Below are 19,614 nucleotides of genomic sequence, written 5' to 3' on the forward strand. Positions count from 1 at the left end.
CCGTTTGCCCTACCACAGACAGACGATCCACAAACAGATAACCCACGATTGGGCATCCACACCGAAAAATCGTAGGGGCGTACGCCGTACGCCCTCCAAACATTACGTCTATGACATTTGCCAGCATCTTTCCTAGCCACAAGATCCGCAACGGATCGATCTGGGAATCCTAACCTTATTCCCATGCGTCAATTCCCGTGCCATACAACCCCGACAAACACCACCGTCGGTCTATTCGTCTCAAGGGATACAACTATTCATCCGCTGGGGCTTATTTCATCACCCTCTGCACCTTTCAGCGTCAGTGCCTATTTGGACGAATCATCGACGGCGCAATGCAATTGAATGAATGCGGCCAGATCATCGCCGAAGAATGGCTGCAATCCAGCAGCATCCGGCAGGAAATTGATTTCGATCAATGGGTGATTATGCCCAACCACCTGCATGGCATTGTGTTGATTAACCCGACACATCTGGTAGGGGTGCACGGCCGGATCGTAGGGGCAAACGGCCGTTTGCCCCTACAGCGAACGGGGCATTCGCAGCGCGTTGTTCCCCCGATGAAACCCCGTTCGCTGTCATCATTCATTGCCGGATTTAAATCTGCCACGACCAAACGCATCAATACTGCCCGCAATTCACCAAGAACCCCAGTCTGGCAGCGCAATTATTATGACCACATCATCCGCAGTGAAGAGTCCCTCCAAAGAATTCAGCAATATATCCAAAACAATCCTGCTACCTGGCAAAATGACCAGCTAAATCCGTCTAATCCATCAAAGTTTTAGCTGCCAAGATGCTTAATTGACAACTCCATCATGTCTATCAGATGCTGAGCCAGCACAGTCCGATGACAGCATTCCGGGTTTGCTTCCATACACACCAAAACACTCGGTTCAGACTTCAGTAACGACATTGCCCTGTGCAAGTCATCCCAGCGGTCCGACAGACCACACCGATATTCCTTAAACAGAGCCACATAGCTGTCCGTTGAGGACAAATTTGCTCTCGCTGAACCCGGAATCCCTAACCCCGGCAAATGCTGGTAATCAATATCCAGCGCATTGCATAACCGCTTGAGAGTGCTCTTATGAAAACCATAGCGACGGGAAATCGGATTGTAGCGAACGTCAATTAACCTGCGAATACCCGATCGCATCAGCAGATTCAAAAACTCATCAACGGTTTTGCCTTCGTAGCCAGCGGTATAAATCGCCTGATCAGCCACAGGGCGCTGTTCTCGGCGTTGCCTCGGCAAATCACTGTTCACCGTAAACCAGGGATAGTTGGCATAGACCGTATCGATCAAGGCTGAGCCAGAAAAATTGCCGTACTGCTGGGTGACAGCCGTAATGTCTTGAGCGATCGTCTTGGGTAGCTTAACTTCCTGCTCTTTGCCCAGAGTCGTCAACTGCCAAAGCCTATCGGCAGCCTTCTCCATAAAGCCATTGCGAACCAACGTATCCGTTTCACGGTTCAGGGTGAATGAGTAGGGTCCATAACGATAGGGGATGAACTGATAGAAAGTCTTGCCGCCATGAGATTGCGTTTCCTGCCCCAGCAGAAATGCCCACTTCATCAACTGTAGGGGAATGGCACTGACATAAGAGAGCAGAAAAGGCTTCAAGCGCTTGATCTGTAAGAATCGAAGTGTTGAAGCCCATAACTATGCCTCTATGATGCCGAATCGTGCCGAAGTCCTCAAGGAGAAATACCAGAACAGTATCGCTCTCCCGTTTGCTGAGGTGCTGCCGGAAGCTGAGATTCAGTCAGTGCTGAACGAGCAAGGAATCCGGTATCGCCGAGTGTTATACACGCCCATGGTGGTGCTCTGGAGTTGGCTCTCCCAAGTGCTCGATGTCGATGGTAGTCTCAGTCATGCCGTCAAGCGGGTGACGACCTGGATGAGCTTGTCGGGATTGACGGTGCCGTCAGCCGATACCGGGGGCTACAGTAAAGCGCGAAAACGTCTTCCCGAGTCAATTTTCCCGCCTTTGTTACAGCGGGTAGCGAGGGCCTTGCGACAGAAGGTGCCGCCCGCTCAACGGTGGTGTGGTCGTCCGGTCAAGGCCTTTGATGCGACGACCGTCTTGATGAGTGATACCGCAGCCAATCAAGCGGCGTATCCCCAACACAGCAATCAAAAAGCCGGCTGTGGCTTTCCCATTCTCAAGCTGCAGGTGTGGTTTTGTGTGACGACCGGCGCGGTCCTGGAGGTGGCGATGGCCCCCTTTCGGGTGAGTGAATGGCGCTTGGCCCGCCAACTCTATCGGAAGCTGCGCCCGGAGGATGTGGTGGTGGCCGATTCAGCCTATGGCACCTATGTGGATCTGGCCTGGGTCGCCTTGACGGGAGCCGATGCCGTCTTTCGCAAGCATCATCAGCGCCGCTGTGATTTCAGGCGAGGCAAAAAATTAGGCATTGGCGACCACATCGTCCGTTGGCAGCGCCCGAAACAATACCCCAAGGCCCTCTCATCTGGGGAGCTTGGGGCCTTGCCCGAGTCGATTGAGGTGCGGGAAGTCTATCTCTCGATTCAGGTGCCTGGGTTTCGCCCCACCAACGTAGTGGTGGTGACCACGCTGAGAGACCCTAAACGCTATCCCAAAGCCAAATTGGCCGAACTCTATCACCGCCGTTGGCAGGCTAGCGAAGTCAATCTCAGGCATCTCAAGACCACCTTAGCCATGGAGATGATTGCGGCCAAAACGCCGGCCATGGTAACCAAAAGTATTTGGCTGCATTTGGTGAGCTACAATCTGCTGCGGACGCTGATGTGGGATGCCACAGCCCACTCTGAGGTCGGCGCTTTACGGGTCTCCCTGCAGGGCACTCGGCAACAATTCAATCACTTCCGAGCCGAGTTCCTGCATCTGGCTCCATCCAAGCGAGGGCAGGGGTACCAAGCCTTGTTAAGCGCTGTGCGAGAGCTGATAATTCCCCCTCGACCGAACCGCTCAGAACCTCGAGTCGTCAAACGTCGTCCTAAACCTTTTCCAAGAATGCAAGAACCCCGCTCGGTCCTGAAAGCTAAGCTGGTCGCTTGATAGGGCTTACGTCAGTGCCATTCGGTTATAGATAACTACTGGCCTGGCGGCTAAACATCAGGTGATATTGTCCCTGTAGTGCCATGAGCTGCTCGTGGCTACCCTGTTCGATGATCTGCCCGTGCTCTAAGACGATGATGCGATCGCAGTGATCAACCTGATGAGAGCAGCGATCGCTATGATTGGAGAACAGCGACTGTCAGACAACTCAGTTATTAGAATCACCTTCGCATTGCCACCCAACTCGCCAATAACTATCAACTTTCAGAACAGTACTTTATGCAAATCACCATTCAAATCCCAGATGACCTCCAACAAAAGCTCACCCAGCGAGCCAGCCAGCTCAACATTCCCTTAGAAACCCTGATTTTGGAGTCCCTCGCCGACCTCGTTGAGCCATCAGATCCTGACGACACTCCCAAAGCAGTCGTGCTTGAGAGTCTGCGAGTGTCCCTAGAGGATGTCAAAGCAGGCAGAGTTTACCCCATCGAAGACCTCTGGAACGGCATTGATGAGTGAACCGCCTGCCGTCCAAATTCAGTTTTCCGCTGAATTCAAAACTCAGCTTCGCAGTCTGGCAAAGCGCTATCGTCAGATTCGTAGCGATCTCCAATCCCTAATCACTCGCCTGCAAGCCGGAGAGTTTCTAGGTGATCAGATACCGGGCACTGGATTTACAGTCTTCAAAGTCCGCGTCAAAAACAGCGACATCCGCAAAGGCAAGCGAGTGGGCTACCGGGTGATTTATCAGGTGATTGAGCCAACCTCAGTGCTGCTGCTACTGATTTACGCCAAATCAGATCGAACGGATGTGACAGCAGCAGAAATCCAGGCCGTCATCAAAGAATATCAGTGAACAGAAACTGTCATAAATCACTGTCTGCAACATCAACTGCTGCCCCTGTGGGCAATCGCTGGTAAGCAAAACCTTCAGGGCATGGGTCCGTCAGTCGAGCCAGATCTTGCTGGCGATCGCCCCCTGACCCCCCGGCGGGAACGCGATTGAGTCATGGGAGCAAACGCTCTGATTAAAGTAGTAAGTGCTCAGCACACAGCAATGCCATGAAAATCAGCAGCCATACGAACACTTCTCTATTCATTCTCACCGAAACGAGCCTGTAAACACTCGGTAAACAGCTGCACCTTAGCAGAGAGATGGCGGTTGACCGGGTAAATCACAGACATGGCGATGGCTGGGGCGGTGTAATCCGTCAACAGGGGGTGTAAGGTGCCGTGTTGCAGATCATCACCGACGATAAAGGTGGGGAGTAGGGCAATGCCTAGTCCCTGCAGGGCCGCTTGCCGCAAGACTTCACCGTTATTGCAGCACAACGCCCCATTTACAGTCACTGCGTGTCGGCCGTCAGGTCCCTCCAGGATCCACTGGTTGCCGGTGGCCAGATAGCCGTAGTGGAGGCAGGAATGCTGGGATAAGTCTTGGGCATGTTGGGGCCAGCCCTTCTTATTTAAATAGTTAGGGGTGGCGCAGAGGACCCGCTGCACTGGCATCAACTCATGCACAATCAGGCTGGGGCTGGTGGGGGGCTGGGCGATGCGTATCGTAATGTCGAAGCCCTCTTCAATGGGGTCGATGAACCGATCACTGAGGGCCAGTTCCACTTGGAGGTCTGGGTAGGAAGCTAGAAATTCAGCCAGGGCCGGGGCCAGATGGCGAGTGCCGAAGGACATGGGGGCATTGATGCGGAGACTGCCGCGCACCTCGGTCTGCATTTGGGTGGCGGCCAGTTCTGCCTCCTGCAGGTCCTCCAAAATCGCCACGCAGCGCTCGTAGAACGACAGGCCCGTTGCCGTTGGGGTGACCTGGCGGGTGGTGCGATGCAGCAACTGCACCCCCAGGTGGTCTTCCAGGTTAATCACCAGTTTGTTCACGGCGGAGCGGGACAGGCCCATCTCTCGGGCGGCGGCGGCAAAGCCTCCGGCGATGACTACCTGAGTAAAGGCGCGTATGCTCTCAAATTTATCCATGGTTATTGTTGATAAATTGGCGACAGATTGTAGATAAAATTGCCAATTGTCTTTTTATTGGATTCAATTCATAATACAGCTAACGGCAATCAGCCCTGATTCAGTCCAGAGCAAGCTGGTTCTCTAGTACTTAATAAGGAGTCACTTGCGATCGCACCCTTTGCCCTTTGCTGGGCGATTGCCAACCAGATCGTTTTTTCAGCCATCGTTTCTATCACTGCTTTGCGCCGACGAGGAGGTGCCCCATGATCACGATTCGCCCAGCCAATCAGCGTGGCGCCGCCAACTTTGGCTGGCTCGATAGCCGCCACACCTTTTCCTTTGGCAACTACTACGATCCCAATCACATGGGATTTGCCAGCCTGCGGGTAATCAACGAAGACAAGATCCAGCCATCCCAGGGATTTGGCACCCATGGCCATCGCGATATGGAGATCATTACCTACGTACTCGAGGGCGCCCTAGCCCACAAAGACAGCATTGGTAACGGATCTGCCATTACCCCCGGAGATGTGCAGCGCATGTCTGCCGGTACTGGCATTCGCCACAGTGAGTTTAATCACTCTGCCACCGACCCGGTGCATCTGCTGCAGATCTGGATTCTGCCGGAGCAAACTGGTCTGGAGCCCAGCTACGAACAGATTCGTATCCCCACGGAAGATAAACGTGGTCAGCTACGGTTGATCGGCTCTCGCCAGGGCCGGGAGGGCTCGATTACCATTCACCAAGATGTGGATCTCTACGCGGCAGTACTCAGTCAAGCCGATGCCGTCGAGTATGAGTTGTCCCCCAATCGGGCCGCCTGGCTGCAGGTGGCTCGCGGAGCGGTTCAGCTCAATGGTGAGTCGCTCACCGCCGGAGACGGGGCCGCCATCGTTGATGAAACGTCCCTAGTCATTGCTAGCCAAGCCGAGGATACCGAAGTGGTGTTGTTCGATATGGCAGTTTGAGGCAAGGGGGCTATCTGGGCCCCCTGCAAACCACCGTTGGCCATTGTTTCGTGGATGTCAATTAAATCCATACTGACGCCCCCTACTGTGATGGCAGCCATAGCCAACTCTGAGTCGGCCGTCATCAAATCAAGAGTTAGGAGCTGCAATCTCCTAGCAATTGTCAGTTCCTAGTGCCTGCCGAAAACCCAGTAAAGACCTATTGCCATGACTACTCCAAAACTGCTGGCCTTTGCCGGCAGCCTCCGCCGGGACTCATTCAACAAGAAGCTGGTCAAAATTGCCGCCGCGGGGGCCGAAGCTGCCGGCGCCAAGGTCACCTATGTTGATCTGAAAGACTATCCCATGCCCATCTACGACCAGGATTGGTTCGATCAGCATGGGTTTCCCGAGAGTGTGCTGCAGCTCAAGGGCCTGATGAAGGACCACCACGGCTTCTTGATTGCCTCGCCGGAGTACAACAGCTCTATTTCTGGGGCATTGAAGAACATGATCGACTGGACCTCTCGCCCTGAGGAAGGAGAGGCGCCTTTGTCTCTGACTTGCTTCAAGGGCAAAACCGCCGCTATCATGGCCACCTCTCCGGGGGGATTAGGCGGCCTGCGCGGTCTTAACCATGTGCGCTCGATTCTGGAGAACATCGGGGTGTTGGTGATTCCCGACCAAAAGGCCATCCCAGGAGCCTATCAGGCCTTTGATGAGGCCGGCAATCTGGTAGATGAGAAAACCCATGATGCGATCGCATCTATTGCCGCCAAACTGGCCGACGTCACTGCCAAGTTGCAGACTGCTTAAGAGGCCCGCTGCGCTAACCAATCCGTAAAGCCTGCCACCACTTGCTGCACGGCCGCAAACCCAGCAGGCACCTGCCGAGCCAAGGCCAGGGCTCGATGGCGAAGCGGCGATAGGCATCTAACTCCAACAGCAGGGATACTATACGTGATGCCGAAGATCCTGATCACATATCAGTTTGGGAAAAACCTCATGATGCAGCGGATTCTGCATCGTCTTGATGGTGAGAGACATGCTCCAAAATCCTTTCGCCTAAGGCTTTATGCCTGGGGTGGTCAACCAGTCCGGTATCCAGCAGCACGACCCCAAACAGGATCGCCCATCCCTTGGCCTTGAGCAGCATGGCTTCCGAAATCTCGCCATAGGCAGCCAGAGCTTGAAGGCGTGCATTGTGGTCAGCAAAGAGCATCCAGATAGACGCTAAATCCGTTGCCACATCGCCAGCTGTGATGTCGCCCCAGTCGATAATGCCGGTAATGACTCCGTTCTCAACCAACACATTGCGGGGATGCAAATCCCCATGCAGCCACCAGGATTGAAAATCAGCAGGTGCGTGCAAAGCAGCCTGCCAGATATGCCTGATCTTTTCGGTAATGAGGTTGGTCTTGGCCTCCAGTCGCTGCATGCGCTCTTCTGTTGACTCTGCCCGCTGGCTCAGTGGCACTCCCCTCACCGGATTATGGGGCGCATTAGCTGGAGCCGGCTGATGCAGTGCTTTGAGAAATGAGCCAAACCGTTGCGCTTGGTTTGCATCGGGTGGCGCTTGATCTGCCGCTCGACCAGGCAACCACGGCAGTATGCTCCATCGCCAGGGATAGCCGTGGCCAGGCAACCCGATTCTCAGTGGAATTGGAACCGCAATCGGCAGTTGATTCGCCAACACCGGCAGCCAGGTTTGTTCATGTTCGATGAGCGGAGCGGCAACGTTTCGGCGAGGCAGTCTGACACAAAACTGGTCACCCAGACGAAACATCGCATTATCCCACCCAACATCTACAGGTTGAACTGGCAGATGCGCTAAATCAGGATGCTGGTCTGCTAGCAACCTGTGGACGAGGGTTGCATCAATTTCCAGTTCTGATGCTGGTGTCCCTGCCAAGGCTAACGTTTGATGTGCTTGCATACCTGCCTTACCACTCGGTGTTCCTGGGTTAGCTCTCGTCAATTCCATCACGTTTGTGGTGTGCTGTCATGCCGCAGGTGAGCGACGTAATACGGAGAGCAACCAGAATGGTTTCTGAGGTTGGTCGAGGATAGAGACTGAGATTAGACAACAGCGCAATCAGAAGAATCGAGAGGCCGACCCCTATCCACCCCAAAGGCTTCACATCCGTTGGCGTAGGCTGAAGCTGATTCATAATCACGTCCTTTCTGAAGGTGCATGTCTTTAAAGCTGCATGTCTTTAAAGCTCTGATGCCTTGGAGTGACCCGTCGCTGATTGCTCAAATGGCTCGCCAACAGCTACGGCAATATCAAAATGTAAGACATCTTCCCGAACGCCCAGTTTTGAGTACAAACTGATAGCCGGTTCATCGCCGTGGTCAGCCTGTACGAAAATGAGATAGGCTCCCCGGTCGGCAGCAAGAGGCTTCAGTGCCTCGATGAGTTTCGTGGCAATACCCTGGCGTCGGTATTCTACGAGGACTGCCAAATCATAGATATAAATTTCGCTGCGTTCCTGTTCAAACTTTTGCAGCTCGTAGGCGGCTAGACCGCCAACCACTTTTCCATCTTTTAAGGCGACCAGCCCGATAAAGTGGCGTTGGCTGAGTAGCTTTTGCAAGTAATCATTACTGGGCTGAGCCTGGCAATAGGTGTCCGCTTCATCAAAAGCATCGCCAAAGACAGTGAGCAATGCTCTCATTAAATCGATATCGGTTTCAGCCAGTTGCTGAATGGCTATGTAGTCTGTTGGTTTCATTGGAAAAGTTGTCCACCCCTAACTGGCAAGTTCGCACGGTTGGCGGCGCTTGGTGAACTTCGCTTCTCCGGCATACTCCCCCTCCGCCACAACCTCCGTCAGTAGCCAATCCAGGTGTTGGTAAAAACCATACGCTCTGAGCGATGGATCATTTCCTGTCAGGAGCCAAATTTCGTCGAGTCCCTGAGACCATAGCCAGGTCTCGGCGGCTTGCATGAGGGCTCGTCCCGCGCCTTGACCTTCAAACTTGGGAAGCACAAAGATACCGAAAATCGTGGCTTCAGTGGCGTTGGCGATCGCAAACCCCACCGATTGTCCCGCCAGTTCCGCGATCCAAGCACAGCAGTCTGTCGCCAGCGTTGCGGCAATGGACTCCGGCGTGATGCCCAGCTCAGCAATCTCTTCGCGCGATTGGTGGTTTTCGGTAACACTGGTGCGGATATCAAACATCATTTCAATATCGGTTGATTGAGCGACTCGAACTAACATGATTTATCTCCATTCAAGAACGTATTTTTTGGGTGCCGTGTGCGACTCACAATCCTTAGTCATCAAACTTCTAGCGCGCAAATCATATTGAACGATTCGCTGCCGGTGCGGTTGAGAATTTCGCTGCCGGAGACCGGCACAAAGCCGACTCGCGAATATAGACGCACCGCAGGGTTATCACCGCGCACACTCAGACTCACGGCGGGGAAGGCTCCCTTGGCAGCGGCTAACAGTTGGGTGAGCAGACGCGTGCCAACGCCCTGCCCGCGATAGTCGGGGGCAACACCGATCGACAACTCAGGAATGTCATCGCGGATATAGCCAAATCCTTTGTCACCCCCTGACCAAAGCCGTAACCAGGCAGCACCAATCGGGGTGGCGGCTCGCCATGCCCCATAGCCCACATCTCCCGGACGCCCCCACCCCGTGGTATAGCGAGCCAGCAGGGGGTGTTGTAGAGCCTCCAAAGAGGATTCGTGAGCGGCATACCGCAGCATTTCCCACACTATCGGCTCATCTCCAGCGGTCAAAGGACGCATCGTGTAATCCATGAATTTTTGATGGGTTTTACTGTGTAGATAACTGTGGGAGATAGCGTCAAGCTCATACCTCCATCGAAAAGGCGATCGCTCACAGCGGCGATCGCCCTGCTGCTCAATGATTTCGGCTTCCGACGGATCATCAAATCTCAGCCCTCAAGCGCTCTAGGCCAAACGATTGGCCGCTGAGCGTAACTGCTCTGAGCAGTCTTTGGTAATCGGTGCGCCATGAGCCACGGAAATCACCCGTAAAGACGACACCGTATCAGCCAAAGTCTGCAACCATTGACGATAAGCCGCTTTGTCGGTCATGAAGAACCGCTGACCCAGAGCAGTAATGCCGAATTGGTTACCGGCCCCAAGCCAGCGCAGGAGCCACTTGCTCCGGGGCGCATGCGCTTCCAGGTAAGCATCGGTCAGGTTGAACAGGATATCGGTGAACAGCAACGCCTTGCCCGTCGTCAGGGGGAGTTCATATACCAGTTCCTGGGGACGAATGCCGTTTGGGGTGTGGCAAATAATGCCGTAATCAGGCAGCCATTCTTCCGCGATCGCATCGACCGCCACTACTTCTTCCACATAGGGCTTAGCGACGGCTGGAGCTACTACCGCTAACTGGGGATAACGGCGTTTGTAGATGGCCGCGTCAATCCGATGGATGCGGTTCGGCACGATCATGATGGTCGGAGTCCCGAGAGATTCCAGGTGTTTCAGGCTAGCCTCATCTAGGGCGATCGCGCTATGAATTAGCAAACATCCATCGGGGAGTCGATAAATTACCATCTCCCTGGGCGTCGGCCTCAGCACCCCGATAACGTGCCACAACCCGGACACCAGTTCAGTTATGGGACTGTGGGGCAATACATGGGCGGCCCATGCCTCGGCCAAACTATCTCCACACCCGTTGTCGATAAAGGGGTTTCTGCCCCGCATGAGTGACATTTTTCAAGCATATTGATTCAGGCTCTTGCGATTTAATTCAGCATTTCGGCAAGGCAGGCGTACAATGGCGATTAACTCTCTATCCTGACAATCGTCGCGTCAATTTCTACTAGCTGGTTTTCATGGCCCAGCAGAAAAACTCCTAGCAGCGTTGCAGGCGGCACAGCGTTATCAAACCACTCTGCAACAGCCTGCCACGCATTGGTAAGATTTGCATGGTCACCAACCACGTATATTTTTAGTTGCCGAATGTCGCGATCGCTAAACCCATACAAATTCATCAAGGTGCGCAGGTTTTTTAGGCACTGACTGGCCTGGGCGTGGGGACTGCCAATGCCGACTAAATTGCCCTCAATACCATGAGGTACCTGCCCGGCAACAAATAGCTGATTGCCAACCGGCTGAGCGTATTGGTAACCAGGGGTGACAGCTAGTCCTGCCTGGATTTCAAGAGTATTCATAAAAACCTTCTTCGAGATAAATAGGGAGAACTTGAACAAGTCTTTCCAGTCGATTGAGTCATAGCCAAGCAACAATTGAATCGCCTGCTCAGGGATGGCAACGCCAGTACGAGAGCTGCAGAAGTCAGGTGTTTTGAGCAGCCTAAAAACAAATCGAGAAGATCCGGAGAACCGAGAAGATATTAAGTCTAACCGCCCCCAGGTTTGGAGGCCAGGGAACTAAAATCGGATTCAACAGCGTAAGTCCTGCTAAACCCAACGTTGCCTTGAGCGGCAGTCGAATGGGTTGTTCGCTGCCATAGGATGCGATCGTCGTCTCAAAGAGTTCAATAGCGCCCTCGCGACTTTTCTGGTCTTCCCCAAAGGTGAGAAACCGGGTGGACTCGCGATCGGTCATAAACTGGATGAACGGCTCCCGATCCTCTGGGACGAACCGACGGATTTGCAGGCAAGCAGTTTCTATCAGTGGCTGAGCAGGGAATAGAGACATCAGTAACTCAATGACATCAATCGTTCGACTGAGCAGTAGAGGTTGGATAGATCATCGCGACTCGTCGGTCGGGACGCAGTCCACGCTGCTGTTCGGCTTGTTCCAGCTCAACATGGCGTGGCGTCAATTTAGCCGAATCGATGATGATACAAAATCCTCGACGCTGATAGAAGGGCGCGTTCCAAGGGACATCGCGGAACGTCCTTAAGGTGACCGCTCTGTAACCAGCAGCCGTGGCCCATTCGCAAACTTGACGCAGCAGTGCAGAACCCACGCCCCGCTGCCCATGCTCTGGCACCACCGAGAGTTCATCCAAGTGGGCGTACTCATCGAAGTCGAGCACCAGCGCGAATCCGACCGGTTCACCGATCGCCGTCTCCGCAACCCACAACCTCCCGGCTTGGCAAGCTAGCGCTAAATCCGCAACTGAGTTGACGTGGTTTAAGCTGTCTACCGTCAGCCCGGTGGCTTCTAATTGGTCGAGAAATTGCTGTGCGGCTCGCCGCTCGATCGCAGGCAAGTCGGCAACATCAACCCGGTTAGCTTTCCGAATCCGATAAGCAGATGGCGTCATTGATGGCTGCTGATGATATGTGAGCAACTTGAAGTTAGGAAAACTCAGTGCGGATCTTGCCGAGAGTGAGCGTTATAGCGCTGCTCCAACCAGATCCGCAGAGCCTCTTCAGAACGGTTTTTGAGTCGCTGCTGAGTAACCGGATCGTAGGCATCAAACCAGATTTCACCCTTGCGAGCTCGAACCGTGTGAACTTTGGGCGTATTGTCTGGAGCAAAGAACCGTAGCAGTCGACCCATCACCGTTTTCAGTCCTTGAGCGACTTTAGACGGCGGGTGAGTTGAGAAGCTACCGACGGGCAATAACTCTAGTTGTTCATAAGTGCTGGATTGGTTATTCATGGAAAACACTCCTAGTGTTGCTGGAGACGAGCAGCTGGGATGAGGACAGTCCTGGAAAGCCAGAAAACCAATCGTAGAGATTAGATTCCCGGGCTCACATCATCTCTGTTAAAAGAGAATGTCTAGGGAAGACGTTGGCTTCACGCTGTTCGAATCAAGTTGGATTTAGGAATCCTGAATTTCCCCAACTCTCCGCCTGGTAGATTCAACGTTAGTCGCTCGCTATCGTCACTGTCGTTGTGGGAAAGGTATGGGTTTTGTTGCCCAGGTATGGAAAAGTAAGGTAGGAGCCTCTTATCAGCCAATTCCATGGACCCAGAACAGATTCTTGAAACGGCCAATGTTGTTCTGTTTGCCTACGAACAGCGGTATCTTTCTGATGTAGAAACCGCGATTTTGTTGGGTGCGATCGCCGATCAAACCTATGAAGAAATTGCTGAGTCAGCGGGCTATTCGATCAACTACCTGAAACGGGATATCGGCCCTAAGCTCTGGCGATCGCTCTCTGCAGCCCTGGGTGAAAAAGTTAGCAAAACCAACTTTCAACAAGCCCTCAAGCGCCACCATGACCAAGCTATCCCGCCAGCTGTGGCTACACCTGCTCAGGCTGCACAACAAGATTGGGGCGAAGCGCCTGATGTGAGCTTCTTTGTCGGTCGCCAGGCTGAGTTAGACATTCTGCAGCAGTGGAGTGTAGAAGCTCGATGTCGCCTGGTGGCTTTGCTGGGTATGGGGGGTATTGGCAAAACTGTCCTGGGGGTGACATTGGCCCAGCAGGTGCAGTCAGGCTTCGACATCGTCATCTGGCGCAGTCTCCGCAACGCTCCCCCTCTGGAAACCTTACTGACGCAACTGGTGCCGCTGGTGTCTCAACAGCAAGCGACCCAGCCCGCGCTGCCCCACCTGCTACCCTACCTGCAGACGACTCGCTGCCTGCTGATTCTGGATAATTTGGAAGCCCTTTTGCAGCCTCAGTCCATCGGCCGCTTTCGTCCTGGCTATGAAGACTATGAGCAGCTGTTTCAGCTCGTGGGCGATGCTTCCCATCAAAGCTGCATGGTGCTGACCAGCCGCGAAAAGCCCTCGGTGTTAGCCAGCCGCGAGGGGGTAGAATTACCCGTGCGATCGCTCACCCTAGCGGGTTTGCAAGCTGAAGCCGATGCCATTCTCACCGCCAAGGGGTTGCCGGAAAACCGCGATCTGCGCCATCAGCTGATCGAGACCTATGGCGGCAATCCCCTGGCCCTCAAGATTGTGGCAACCTCGATTCAAGACCTGTTCAACGGTGACATTGCGACCTTCCTGGCTCAGGGAACGGTGCTGTTCAACGGGGTGCGCCATCTCCTTGATCAGCAGTTTGAGCGCCTCTCATCCCTGGAGCAGACGCTGATGTACTGGTTGGCCATTAATCGGGATTGGACAACGGTCGACACCTTGCAGGATGATATCGTCCCTCCGGTATCCCCCTATCGCTTGCTAGAGGGGTTGGAAGCCCTCTGTCGCCGGAGCCTGATTGAGCGGCAGGGTGGTCGCTACACCCAGCAGCCGGTGGTTATGGAGTATGTGTGCGATCGCCTCATCGAAAACATCGTGGCAGAACTGACTACTCCAGAACTCAATCTATTCATCAGCCATGCGTTGCTAAAAACGACTGTGGCAGAGTATGTCCGAGATAGCCAGACTCGACTCATCCTGGCACCCATTGCTCAAGAATTTCGGCGCACCTTTGCGGCAATCGCCAGTTTAGAGCAGCAAATCCTCAGGATACTGACAGCCTTACGTCAGACGGAAACCACCCAATCTGGGTATGGGAGTGGAAACCTGATCAATCTTTGCCTTCAGCTCGGACTCAATCTGTCGGGATTTGACTTTTCGGGGCTGAGAATTAGCCACGCCTGTTTGCAGCAGGCGGAATTGTGCAATACCAATTTTAGTCAGGCTGATTTTAGTAAAACGCTCTTTGCTGAAGCGTTTGCGACTGTTTCAGCGATAGCTTTCAGTCCCGATGGTCGTTTGCTCGCCTGCGGAGAATTTGAAGGCAAGCTCTATATACGGCAAATGCCCAATGGTGAGATCATCAATGTTATTCCGGCACACTCAGCCTGGATCTATCAAATTGCCTTTAGTCCCGATGGCAAATGGTTGGCCAGCGGTTCCCATGACTACACGGCAAAGGTTTGGGAGGTGTCGACTGGACGATGTCAACACACTTTTCGACACGCCACGATTACCAACGGCATTGCTTGGTCCACCGACGGTACCCAACTGGTTAGTGTCAGCAATGAACCAGCGTTGCATTTTTGGAATGTTGCTACTGGTGAACCCATTAAGACCATACCGACCCAAGTGACTGGATTTTCCGTCGCCCGCCGTCCAACAGGAGACCGGCTGGCATGTTCTGGTCGGGGGAACACAATTTCCATTTGGGATGCCGAGGGCAACACTCTGCTCAACGTATTGCCCGGTCACGACAACACCATCTGGCTTCTAGTATTTAGCCCCGATGGGAAAGGGATCGCCAGCACGGCCCAAGATGGCACAGTCATGCTTTGGGATTTGGCTACGGCAACTGGTCGTCAGCTTCATAACAATACTTCCATCATGGTTTGGTGGTTGGCCTTTAGCCCTGATGGCAAAACGCTGGCAGGCGCTTCCCTAGACTCAACCTTAAGGCTTTGGAGCGTCGAAACGGGCCAGCTTACCAAAACTCTGTCAGGCCATGGGGGTAATATTTGGGCTGTGGCCTATAGTCCTGACGGTCGTCTCCTGGCGAGCTGTGGTGAAGATCAAACAGTCAAACTTTGGCACAGTGCTAATGGTGATTGTTTGCAAACCTGGCAAGGCTACAGCTTATCGGTTTGGGACATCGTCATTAGCCGTAGCGGTCAGCAGCTGATTTCTGACCATCAAAACGGTGTACTGCATGTGTGGGACTTAGATACAGGCAGTTGCATCCGGAAGATGCAGGGCCATACCGGTCTGGTGAGTTCAATTGCTCTCAGCCCGGACGATCAGGTGTTAGCCAGCGCCTCTCAAGATTGCACGGTGCGACTCTGGGATATCCACAGCGACGAGTGCCTGAGCGTGTATACCGGACATGAAAATGTGGTGCTGTCGGTAGCCTGGCATCCCGACGGACAACGATTGGCCAGCACCTCACTCGATGGCGTTGTCAACATCTGGCAGGCGCAGACCCAGGACTGTCTACAAATCTTGAAGCTGGGCATTTTGGTCGCCACTGCCGACTGGCACCCTAACGGACAGATTTTAGCCACCGGGCAACAGGATGGGCTCATCTGCTTGTGGGAGGTCAGTTCGGGAGCCTGCTTGCGGTCCCTTACAGGGCATATAAACTCGGTGCTTTCAGTGGCTTTCAGTCCTGACGGGAAAGTCTTAGCGAGTGTTGCTCACGACCAGACTACCAAATTGTGGGATGTCGAAACGGGAAAATGTCTGCATACGTTCGGCGGTCATTCAGCATGGGTCGTGGCGGTGTCCTGGCATCCGAACGGACCTCTATTAGCCACCTGCTCCCAAGATCGCACAGTGCGGCTCTGGGATGTGTACAACCGGGACTGTCGCCTGGTATTGGAAGGCCACACGAACCGAGTCAAAGCCGTACGCTGGGGGCCAGAGGGTGAGTGGTTAGCGACCTGCAGCCTCGATGAAACGATACGGTTCTGGAATTCTGAGACGGGAGAGTGCTTCAAAACCTTGAGGGCCAAACGCCTCTACGAAGGCATGAAGATTACCGAAGTCACCGGATTGACTGAAGCCCAAAAGGCCAACCTGCGATCGCTAGGAGCGACTGACCCTTAGTATGCCGGACGTAGTCGGTATTCTTGCTGCTGCTAATGCTGCTGGATGGAAGCAGTACATGGGCGCTCCCAAGCAGGGCAAATATTCCATGCTAGACAATAACAACGCTTGCTCTTCGTAAATCCACACGGTTAGAACGCAACATGCGGTTTAGAGGTTTTCTCGTCCTTCTCTGTGCTCTCCTGGCAGTTGGTCTGTGGGGAATGCCTACGGCGTTGATTCGGGCTAATTCATCTCATCTACTGGTTGTTGCCCAGCAACATCCCCTGGCGAACGACAACAATCTGGGCACAGCAGCACGGCCCTTGCGCACCATCAACGCGGCGGCCCAGCGAGCTCATCCGGGAGATACCATTCGTGTCCATGCCGGGATCTATCGGGAGCGGGTGATTCCTTTACGCGGGGGTGAGGAAAATAACCCCATCGTCTACGAAGCGGCACCTGGAGAAACCGTAATTCTGCGGGGGTCTGAGGTTTGGTCAGCACATCCCGTCGGTACAGCAGCCGGTCTAAATAAACCTACCCCCTATTGGGACGGTGTTGTCCCCGAGCATCTATTTTCTCGGGTTGACCCCTTTACGGAACCCTTGGAACGGATGCCAGCGGGATATTTACGCGCCCAGGTTTTCTTTCAGAGTCAACCGCTGCAGCAGATTTTAGATAGGCAAACTCTGCAGGCCCAATCCGGAAGTTGGTTGTTTGATAGTGAGACCCGGCGCGTGTCTGTACATTTGCCACGGGCCTATCCGGCATCAAAGCCACCGTTTCTCGAAATCAGTACCCGCCGGGCAGTATTTGCCCCGACAATACGGGGATTAGGGTACATCCATGTCCGTGGTTTTATTATGGAGCACGGTGCGAATCCGTTTCCTAGCGGTTTCTGGCGCAGTCAATCCCCCCAAGCCGGCATTTTAAGTCCCCGTTCCGGCCACCATTGGGTGATCGAACACAACACGATTCGTTACGCCAAAAGCATCGGTCTCGATTGTGGCAGTGAAGGACGATATGACATCGATGGGTTAGAACAACCCATTCCTGAGGGGGTAGGTTATCACATCATCCGTTACAACCAGATCACCGATAACGGTGCTTTGGGCGTTGCGGGCTGGAAACAAACCGCGTCTCTGATTGCCCATAATGTGATTGAGCGCAACAATCGGCTAGGCTTTACGGCGCCAGAAACAGGGGGTATCAAGGTTCACGAATTCGTCAATGGACAGATCATCGGTAATGTCATTCGTAATAACGAATCCTTTGGTATTTGGGTTGATAACGTCTACCGCGATGCCCGCATCAGCCGCAATCTTGTCTTGAATAACCAGGGAGCCGGTATTTTTGTGGAAATGGGAGGTGGCCCGGCCCTGGTGGACAATAATATTGTCGCGTTTACCAGGTTAGGGGAAGGCATCTATACCCACGATGCCAGCGGTGTCACCGTGGCCCACAACTGGCTCCAGGGAAATGCTCATTTTGGCGTTTATATGCGGACGGTGACTGACCGCCAGTTCCGTCGAGCGGATGGGACGACAGAAGAAGTGGCCACGCGAGGGCAGCGTATCTTGGGGAATGTGTTTGTAGACAATTATCGGGGGCATATTAGTCTCCCGTATCCGGCCGCCCCTGATATCGATAACGTCTCTGACTATAATCTCTTCATTGGTGGCACGGCTTGGCAGTGGGAGGGACAGGAACCTCACCGGTTTGTCTGGAACTATCGTCCCGACCATGGGCAGCGATCGCAACTGGTCAACACCCTGCGTGAGGCGTTTGCCCGCGGCGAGTTGCCCGAGCAGGAAGCCCCTAACTATGATGCCTGGCAAGAACGGTTATCCTTTTCATTGCCTTGGTGGCGCGTGGTTACTGGCAATGATCGTCACAGTGTTGCCCCACCCATTGCAGCGGGTGAGGTCGTCAACGGTGCTGTCGAGAAAGGTGCGATCGCACTCCGGACGTTCACGCCCTCGCTTGATCTGGAAGATGTTTCCGTGATGTCCCGTTTGCCGATTCCATCCCTGCCTCTCCCCAGTTCCGACTTCTTCGGCAATCCCATCGACAACTCTCTACCCTTTCCAGGGCCCTTTCAAACCTGGCCTGCTGACGGTTCGGTACATTGGCCGCTGTGGCCAGTAGATGAATACAGCAGCTATCTGGCCAAGACTCTATACAATGGAGGCAATGTTAAGAACCATGACGTTCCTGAATGACTGTATTCCTTGTCCTCACTATCCTGCTGGTGCTTGTGGCCGTCGGAGTGACCAGCTATCTGCTCACGGCCCGCCGCTACCGGTCCGCCGACACCGTCGCCAGCTCCTACGATCAGTGGACTAGCGATGGCATTTTGGAATTTTACTGGGGCGACCATATTCACCTGGGTCACTACGGGGATCCGCCGCGTCGCAAAGACTTTCTTCGGGCTAAAGCCGACTTCGTCCACGAAATGGTCCGTTGGGGCCGCTTGGATCAACTGCCTAAAGGCACGACGGTCTTAGATGTGGGCTGTGGCATCGGCGGCAGTAGCCGTATCCTGGCCCGAGACTACGGTTTCTCCGTCTTGGGGGTGACCATCAGTCCCCAACAGGTGGAACGGGCTCAGCAGCTCACCCCGCCCGATCTAGATGCCAGGTTCCAGGTAGACGATGCCATGGCCCTGTCCTTCCCCGACGGCAGCTTTGACGTGGTCTGGTCCATCGAGGCGGGGCCCCACATGCCCGACAAGGCAGTATTCGCCAAGGAATTACTGCGGGTGCTGAAACCCGGCGGGATACTAGTAGCGGCCGACTGGAACCAACGGGACGATCGGCAACGGCCCCTAACCGGTTGGGAGCCTCTGGTCATGAGGCAACTGCTCGATCAATGGTCCCATCCGGCCTTCGCCAGCATTGAAGGCTTTGCCGAACACCTAGAAGCCACCGGCCTGGTAGCTGGTTCGGTGGAAACGGCAGATTGGACCCAGGCCACCCTACCTTCCTGGTTAGACTCCATCTGGCAAGGCATCGTCCGGCCCCAGGGATTGATCAAATTTGGGCCGTCAGGATTGGTGAAATCCCTGCGGGAAGTGCCTACCCTGTTGCTGATGCGCCTAGCCTTTGGCAGCGGCCTATGCCGCTTCGGCATGTTTCGGGCCGTGCGGGCTCAACGGTGATATCACATCAAGCCGCTGGATGAAGCGAAAGTTGCTCTGGTTTTTGCTGAGTAGGGGAATTTGATTTTTGATCGCGGTTGCAGCAATCAGAGCATCAGCGAAATGGCTGTTGTGCCGTCG

General features: G+C 54.1%; 21 protein-coding genes. 9 read left to right on the forward strand and 12 right to left on the reverse strand.

Translation table 11 applies throughout. The features are described 5' to 3' along the window. Positions 1 to 197 precede the first annotated feature (197 nt). Complete coding sequence (locus XM38_RS24540) at positions 198 to 788, forward strand: transposase (RefSeq protein WP_080804998.1); 591 nt, start codon at positions 198 to 200, stop codon at positions 786 to 788. Here XM38_RS24540 and XM38_RS24545 read toward each other — a convergent pair. Then, on the reverse strand, positions 785 to 1,627 hold the full coding sequence (locus tag XM38_RS24545) for a DUF488 domain-containing protein (RefSeq protein WP_080804997.1): 843 nt from the start codon (positions 1,625 to 1,627) through the stop codon (positions 785 to 787). The genes XM38_RS24540 and XM38_RS24545 overlap by 4 nt on opposite strands. A gap of 49 nt (positions 1,628 to 1,676) precedes the next feature. Between XM38_RS24545 and XM38_RS24555 the strand changes: the two genes are divergently transcribed. From XM38_RS24555 to XM38_RS24565, 3 genes are all read left to right on the forward strand, one after another. Beyond that, on the forward strand, positions 1,677 to 3,047 hold the full coding sequence (locus XM38_RS24555) for an IS4 family transposase (protein WP_080804995.1): 1,371 nt from the start codon (positions 1,677 to 1,679) through the stop codon (positions 3,045 to 3,047). 279 nt (positions 3,048 to 3,326) lie between these two features. Then, the gene (locus tag XM38_RS24560; RefSeq protein WP_080805362.1) at positions 3,327 to 3,566 is read left to right on the forward strand and encodes a hypothetical protein; all 240 of its coding nucleotides are present in this window, start codon (positions 3,327 to 3,329) and stop codon (positions 3,564 to 3,566) included. Further along, positions 3,559 to 3,903, forward strand: coding sequence for a type II toxin-antitoxin system RelE family toxin (locus tag XM38_RS24565; protein WP_088431362.1), 345 nt, complete (start codon positions 3,559 to 3,561; stop codon positions 3,901 to 3,903). Before XM38_RS24560 ends, XM38_RS24565 begins: the two co-directional genes overlap by 8 nt. A 236-nt stretch (positions 3,904 to 4,139) precedes the next feature. Here the strand turns inward: XM38_RS24565 and XM38_RS24570 are convergent, their stop codons facing one another. After that, the gene (locus XM38_RS24570; RefSeq protein ID WP_088431365.1) at positions 4,140 to 5,033 is read right to left on the reverse strand and encodes a LysR family transcriptional regulator; all 894 of its coding nucleotides are present in this window, start codon (positions 5,031 to 5,033) and stop codon (positions 4,140 to 4,142) included. A gap of 245 nt (positions 5,034 to 5,278) precedes the next feature. Here XM38_RS24570 and XM38_RS24575 point away from each other — a divergent pair, with 245 nt between their 5' ends. Then, positions 5,279 to 5,983 (forward strand): pirin family protein, encoded by a 705-nt coding sequence (locus XM38_RS24575; protein ID WP_080805357.1) that lies wholly within the window; start codon positions 5,279 to 5,281, stop codon positions 5,981 to 5,983. Positions 5,984 to 6,190: 207 nt separating this feature from the next. Next, positions 6,191 to 6,778, forward strand: a complete 588-nt coding sequence (locus XM38_RS24580) for an NADPH-dependent FMN reductase (protein ID WP_080805355.1) — start codon at positions 6,191 to 6,193, stop codon at positions 6,776 to 6,778. A 187-nt stretch (positions 6,779 to 6,965) separates the two neighbouring features. Here XM38_RS24580 and XM38_RS24585 read toward each other — a convergent pair whose 3' ends face one another. From XM38_RS24585 to XM38_RS24630, 10 genes are all read right to left on the reverse strand, one after another. Beyond that, on the reverse strand, positions 6,966 to 7,898 hold the full coding sequence (locus XM38_RS24585) for an aminoglycoside phosphotransferase family protein (protein ID WP_080805353.1): 933 nt from the start codon (positions 7,896 to 7,898) through the stop codon (positions 6,966 to 6,968). 28 nt (positions 7,899 to 7,926) lie between these two features. Further along, the gene (locus XM38_RS24590; RefSeq protein ID WP_137455223.1) at positions 7,927 to 8,133 is read right to left on the reverse strand and encodes a hypothetical protein; all 207 of its coding nucleotides are present in this window, start codon (positions 8,131 to 8,133) and stop codon (positions 7,927 to 7,929) included. A 45-nt stretch (positions 8,134 to 8,178) separates the two neighbouring features. Then, positions 8,179 to 8,697: an AAC(3)-I family aminoglycoside N-acetyltransferase gene (locus tag XM38_RS24595; RefSeq protein ID WP_080805351.1), complete on the reverse strand. Its 519-nt coding sequence runs from the start codon at positions 8,695 to 8,697 to the stop codon at positions 8,179 to 8,181. Between the two features lie 18 nt (positions 8,698 to 8,715). Continuing rightward, positions 8,716 to 9,186, reverse strand: coding sequence for a GNAT family N-acetyltransferase (locus XM38_RS24600; protein ID WP_080805349.1), 471 nt, complete (start codon positions 9,184 to 9,186; stop codon positions 8,716 to 8,718). 62 nt (positions 9,187 to 9,248) lie between these two features. Continuing rightward, entirely contained in the window at positions 9,249 to 9,725 is a 477-nt protein-coding gene (locus XM38_RS24605; protein ID WP_225889410.1) for a GNAT family N-acetyltransferase, read from the reverse strand. Positions 9,726 to 9,890: 165 nt separating this feature from the next. After that, a complete protein-coding gene (locus XM38_RS24610) occupies positions 9,891 to 10,613 on the reverse strand; it encodes a hypothetical protein (protein ID WP_137455224.1) in 723 nt (240 codons plus the stop codon). A 125-nt stretch (positions 10,614 to 10,738) separates the two neighbouring features. Further along, a complete protein-coding gene (locus XM38_RS24615) occupies positions 10,739 to 11,203 on the reverse strand; it encodes a RidA family protein (RefSeq protein WP_256995736.1) in 465 nt (154 codons plus the stop codon). A 67-nt stretch (positions 11,204 to 11,270) separates the two neighbouring features. Then, complete coding sequence (locus tag XM38_RS24620; RefSeq protein ID WP_187329535.1) at positions 11,271 to 11,525, reverse strand: hypothetical protein; 255 nt, start codon at positions 11,523 to 11,525, stop codon at positions 11,271 to 11,273. Between the two features lie 109 nt (positions 11,526 to 11,634). Beyond that, positions 11,635 to 12,192, reverse strand: a complete 558-nt coding sequence (locus tag XM38_RS24625; RefSeq protein ID WP_080805342.1) for a GNAT family N-acetyltransferase — start codon at positions 12,190 to 12,192, stop codon at positions 11,635 to 11,637. A gap of 44 nt (positions 12,193 to 12,236) precedes the next feature. Continuing rightward, entirely contained in the window at positions 12,237 to 12,533 is a 297-nt protein-coding gene (locus XM38_RS24630; protein WP_080805340.1) for a hypothetical protein, read from the reverse strand. A 309-nt stretch (positions 12,534 to 12,842) separates the two neighbouring features. Here XM38_RS24630 and XM38_RS24635 point away from each other — a divergent pair, with 309 nt between their 5' ends. The 3 genes from XM38_RS24635 (at position 12,843) to XM38_RS24645 (ending at position 19,494) form a co-directional block, all read left to right on the forward strand. Next, entirely contained in the window at positions 12,843 to 16,352 is a 3,510-nt protein-coding gene (locus XM38_RS24635) for a WD40 domain-containing protein (protein ID WP_088431372.1), read from the forward strand. 203 nt (positions 16,353 to 16,555) lie between these two features. Further along, entirely contained in the window at positions 16,556 to 18,556 is a 2,001-nt protein-coding gene (locus tag XM38_RS24640) for a right-handed parallel beta-helix repeat-containing protein (RefSeq protein WP_225889411.1), read from the forward strand. Further along, complete coding sequence (locus tag XM38_RS24645) at positions 18,553 to 19,494, forward strand: methyltransferase domain-containing protein (RefSeq protein WP_080805335.1); 942 nt, start codon at positions 18,553 to 18,555, stop codon at positions 19,492 to 19,494. Before XM38_RS24640 ends, XM38_RS24645 begins: the two co-directional genes overlap by 4 nt. The last annotated feature ends 120 nt before the right edge of the window (positions 19,495 to 19,614 follow it).

Origin of the sequence: Halomicronema hongdechloris C2206, from assembly GCF_002075285.3 — a bacterium.
Taxonomy (GTDB): domain Bacteria; phylum Cyanobacteriota; class Cyanobacteriia; order Phormidesmidales; family Phormidesmidaceae; genus Halomicronema_B; species Halomicronema_B hongdechloris.